This is a genomic window from Streptomyces sp., from assembly GCF_019510245.1.
GTDB lineage: Bacteria > Actinomycetota > Actinomycetes > Streptomycetales > Streptomycetaceae > Streptomyces.
Map to the genome: position 1 here is coordinate 1 of NZ_JAEKKT010000108.1, position 3,767 is coordinate 3,767.

Here is a 3,767-nt window from a genome sequence, read left to right on the forward strand (position 1 = left end):
GGTCAGCTCCTCCGCGACGGTGGCGGTGCCTTCGTCGAACAGGAGGTAGCGCAGCGCGACACCGGTCCTGTAGGCGCGGATCTGGACGCCGAAGCGGGTTCCGGAGGCGGTGTCCCGGAGGTTCCACCGCTGCTCCTGGTAGTGGTCGGTGACGGTGGCGTTGCGTCCGTACACCGGGTGCCAGGTGGTGCGGGCGGTCCCGTGCTGGTTGCGGGTCACCGTCACGTCGCTGCCGAGGACGGTCCCGTCGCTCAGTTCGAGGCCCAGGACGGACGTGTCGACGACCGTCCTGCCGTGGTGGTCGACGGACCACCGCAGCGCTCCGTCGATCACCGACATCGTGATGGCGTTGCCGCCCATGCGCGCGGTCGCGCAGGCCGACTGACCTGTGCCGGCCGGTACTTCGGCGGCGTAGACCGGCTGCGTGGTGACGGCCCCCGCCGCCATGCCGACAGTGACGGCCGTGCCCTTGAGGACACCCCTGCGTGACAGCGCCCCCGGCCTGCCGGCTCTGTCCCGCGCGGGCTCTTCCCGGTCCTCTGTGGTTCTCATGATGAGCCCGGCCTCTCGGTAGAGTAAACGTTTTCTACTGGAGAATGTTGTACGTGGCCGGGGGAGCGGGGTCAAGGCCTGCGGGAGGCGCAGGCGCCGCGGATCCGCCTGGGCCTCGGGGCGGGCCGGTGTCAATGCGCCGCCGTGCTGGGCGTACTGGCGGGTGTGGCCGCGGCTGAGCAGGGTCAGGAGTCAGGAGCGTGTCGGCGCGCCCGACCCGACGCGGAAGACGCGCCTTCGTGACGCCGGGCCGGCGGTCACCGGGTAGGCAACTCCGGCCCGCGGACCACTTACGGGCGCGGAGTCGGCGATCACGACCTGCCCGGCCTGCTGGGGGACTGGTTCTTCCGCATGCGGACAGCGACGAAGAACGGTGTGCGAAGAGTCTTGAGGTAGCGGCTCTCGTCGACGTGGCGGGCTGCCTCCGTGGCCCGCGGCTCCACGAATCGTTCCAACGCGAAGCCGGCGTCGAGGAGTTCGCCCAGGAAGGTCTGCATCGTCATACGGCGGTGGGAGTTCGTGGTGCCGCTGTCCCCGAAACGCGTCTCGACGCGGTCCTCGTCGAAGTAGGAGCCGCCGTGCCAGACCCAGTCGGCGGTCGGATGGACCGTGGAGACCAGCAGAGTTCCGCCGGGACGCAGCACGCGGTGCAGTTCGGCCAGCAGTTGCCGACGCGCGTCCAGGTGATGGTGCACCAGGGCCACGACCACCAGGTCGAACGAGTCGTCCGGCAGGAAGTCGAGTGGTTCCTCCAGGTCGTGATGGAGCAGGGTGACGGCGTCGTCGTCGCCGATGCGGTCGCGGGCGTGGCCCAGCAGCGTCACGCTGCCCTCCACGCCGACCACCTCGGCCGCGCCTCGTGCCCGCAGTTCGGTGATGTAGTGCCCGGCGCCGCAGCCGATGTCCAGGACGCGCAACCCGGTGACGTCACCGGCCAGGGCGAACATGGCGGGCCGGTCGGTGTGGGCGTTGTAGGGGCCGTCGGTCGCGTTGTCGGCGAAGTAGTCGCCGAGGGCTCCCTCGTAGGCGGTGTTGATAGGCATCACCGCATGCTGCCAGGGATTCAGGCAGGGACGACAGAAGACGGCAGGGGGTCACGGTCCCCGGCCGGCCGCAGTGTCGCGAAGGCCGCCAGTCCTGCCGTGACGCCGAAGGTGAGGGCGGCGGGGACGCCCCCGCCGAGAGCGGAGAACATGTGCACGGGACCCCACACGGAGGCGGTGTCGTCGATCGCCATGTGCAGGAGCTGGCTCGTGAGCAGTCCCAGCACGGTCGCGCAGACCGCGCCCACCGCCATCCCAGGCGCGGTGGTCCGGGTGAGCAGGCCGGGCAGCAGACGCAGTGACCACCACACCACGGCCAGCAGGAGCCCGTCGGCGGCCCGGTACAGCAGCCAGTGTCCGAGGGGTGCGGTCGACGGCCCCGCCCAGGCGCCGAGCAGCAGCCACTGACGCAGCAGGTCACCGGGCTCGGACAGCAGGCCGGCGCCGCTGAACGAGGTCTGAATCCAGGCCGCCACCGACTGGTAGGAAAGGATCACCAGGGACAGTGCGACCACCGCGGTTCCGACGCTCGCCGCCAGGCGGGCGGCGCGCGCCGGCACATCGCGCCGGGGCAGGGGTTCCGCGCCCTTGGCACAGACGCGGGCCACGAGCACCGTGAGCAGGGCGGTGAACAGCCCCGCGAACACTGGCACCGGTCCGCTCGAGGCGATCACACCCGCCAACTGCGGCAGGAACCGGTAGCTGCCGCGCCCCCGGGACGCGATCAGCCAGGGTGCCGAGACCGTCACGGCCAAGGTCGCGGACACCGGCCCCCAGGCCCACAGCGCGAGCAGCGTGCCCGGTGTACGGCCCCGCGTCGGCGGGATCCTGCGGAGCAGGAGCAACGCGCCGGCCAGGAAGAAAGCGAAGACGGCCACGAATCTGATCTGCATCGCGGTGCTGTACAGACTGGCGTACCGGGTGTCTCCGCCCGTACCCGTGCCTGCGTCCAGGGATCCGTCGGACGGCAGGGCCGCCGAGGAGTCGTACGACCAGGGCATGAGCCATCGCCGGAGTTCGTTCACGGAGTCCACGTCGAACACGCTGGTGCTGCCGCGCAGTTGCAGTGCCTGCGCGCTCGCCCCCCCCCACCACAGCAACAACGTGATCAGCAGGCCTCCGACCAGGGCCGGTATGACCGCGCGCCGGTATGTCATGGTGCTTCCCCCCGTTTTGCCCCTGTGTCCGTGGCGTCTCGAACAGAGGAAGAGTAGGGGGCGGCGATCTCGTGCGGACGGGCGGGGCGATCACTCCTGTCGTTCTCGGGCGCGGACCAGGCAGGTCTCGTAGGCGATGACGAGGAGCTTGGTGCAGCCGTGGGCGCCGAGCTCGGATCCGGAGGGTGCTCACGAACGCCGGACCGGCGCTGTCCACGCCGTCCGCCAGGACGCGGACCGAGGCCGCGTCGGTCCGCTCGGCGTGGCCGGTCCGACCAGCGCGTGACTCCCGGAGCCGACCCACCGCCGATATCGTCGACGTCGCCTGACCAAAGACGAAAGCAGAGAAGTTGACCACGCAGACGCACCCCGTCGATCACGAACTCGTCCAGGCCGCGGCGCACGTCGCTCGCACGCGTTGCCGAGGCGACAACCACACCATGGCGGCCGCGGCCCGTGCCCGCGACGGGCGGATCATCACCGCCGTGAACGCCTACCACTTCACGGGAGGCCCCTGCGCCGAACTGGTCCTCATCGGCGCGGCGGCCGCCCAGGGCGCCTACGAACTGGAGACGATCGTCGCCGTGGGGGACCGCGACCGAGGGGTCGTTCCACCGTGCGGCCGGTGCCGGCAGGTTCTTCTCGACTACTTCCCCGATCTCGAGGTCATCGTCGGCGAAGGCACCCGCACCCGGACCGTGCGCATCACCGACCTGCTGCCCGAGAGCTACGTCTGGGCCGACCACCAGCTCGCCGCCGAATGACACCGACCCCTGACGACGCTGTCGACGAGAGCGTGGCATGGTCATCGGTCCGGTGGACAGCAGCCTCGTAAGGCCTGCCCCGGAGCCGGCGGCCCACCCGACACAAGGAGCGACAACCATGCGGTACCGCACACTCGGCAGCTCGGACCTGAACGTCTCGGAGATCTCGCTCGGGTCCTGGCTCACCTACTCCGGCGGCGTCGAGGCGGACGCGACCCGCGCCTGCACCGAGGCGGCCTTCGACGCGGGCA

Annotated in this window: 4 protein-coding genes; 1 reads left to right on the plus strand and 3 read right to left on the minus strand. The window is 70.8% G+C overall.

Annotated features, from left to right (window positions below; translation table 11 throughout):
* The 3 genes from JF597_RS06335 to JF597_RS06345 all read right to left on the minus strand — a co-directional run.
* Positions 1–552, minus strand: a 552-nt coding sequence (locus tag JF597_RS06335) for a glycoside hydrolase family 97 N-terminal domain-containing protein (protein WP_293990442.1), incomplete at its 3' end; no start/stop codon positions are given.
* Between the two features lie 311 nt (positions 553–863).
* Positions 864–1,595, minus strand: a complete 732-nt coding sequence (locus JF597_RS06340) for a methyltransferase domain-containing protein (RefSeq protein ID WP_293990444.1) — start codon at positions 1,593–1,595, stop codon at positions 864–866.
* A gap of 20 nt (positions 1,596–1,615) precedes the next feature.
* Positions 1,616–2,752 (minus strand): hypothetical protein, encoded by a 1,137-nt coding sequence (locus JF597_RS06345; protein ID WP_293990446.1) that lies wholly within the window; start codon positions 2,750–2,752, stop codon positions 1,616–1,618.
* A gap of 350 nt (positions 2,753–3,102) precedes the next feature.
* On the opposite strand from JF597_RS06345, the gene JF597_RS06350 reads away from it, so the two are divergent.
* On the plus strand, positions 3,103–3,516 hold the full coding sequence (locus JF597_RS06350; RefSeq protein ID WP_069758733.1) for a cytidine deaminase: 414 nt from the start codon (positions 3,103–3,105) through the stop codon (positions 3,514–3,516).
* The last annotated feature ends 251 nt before the right edge of the window (positions 3,517–3,767 follow it).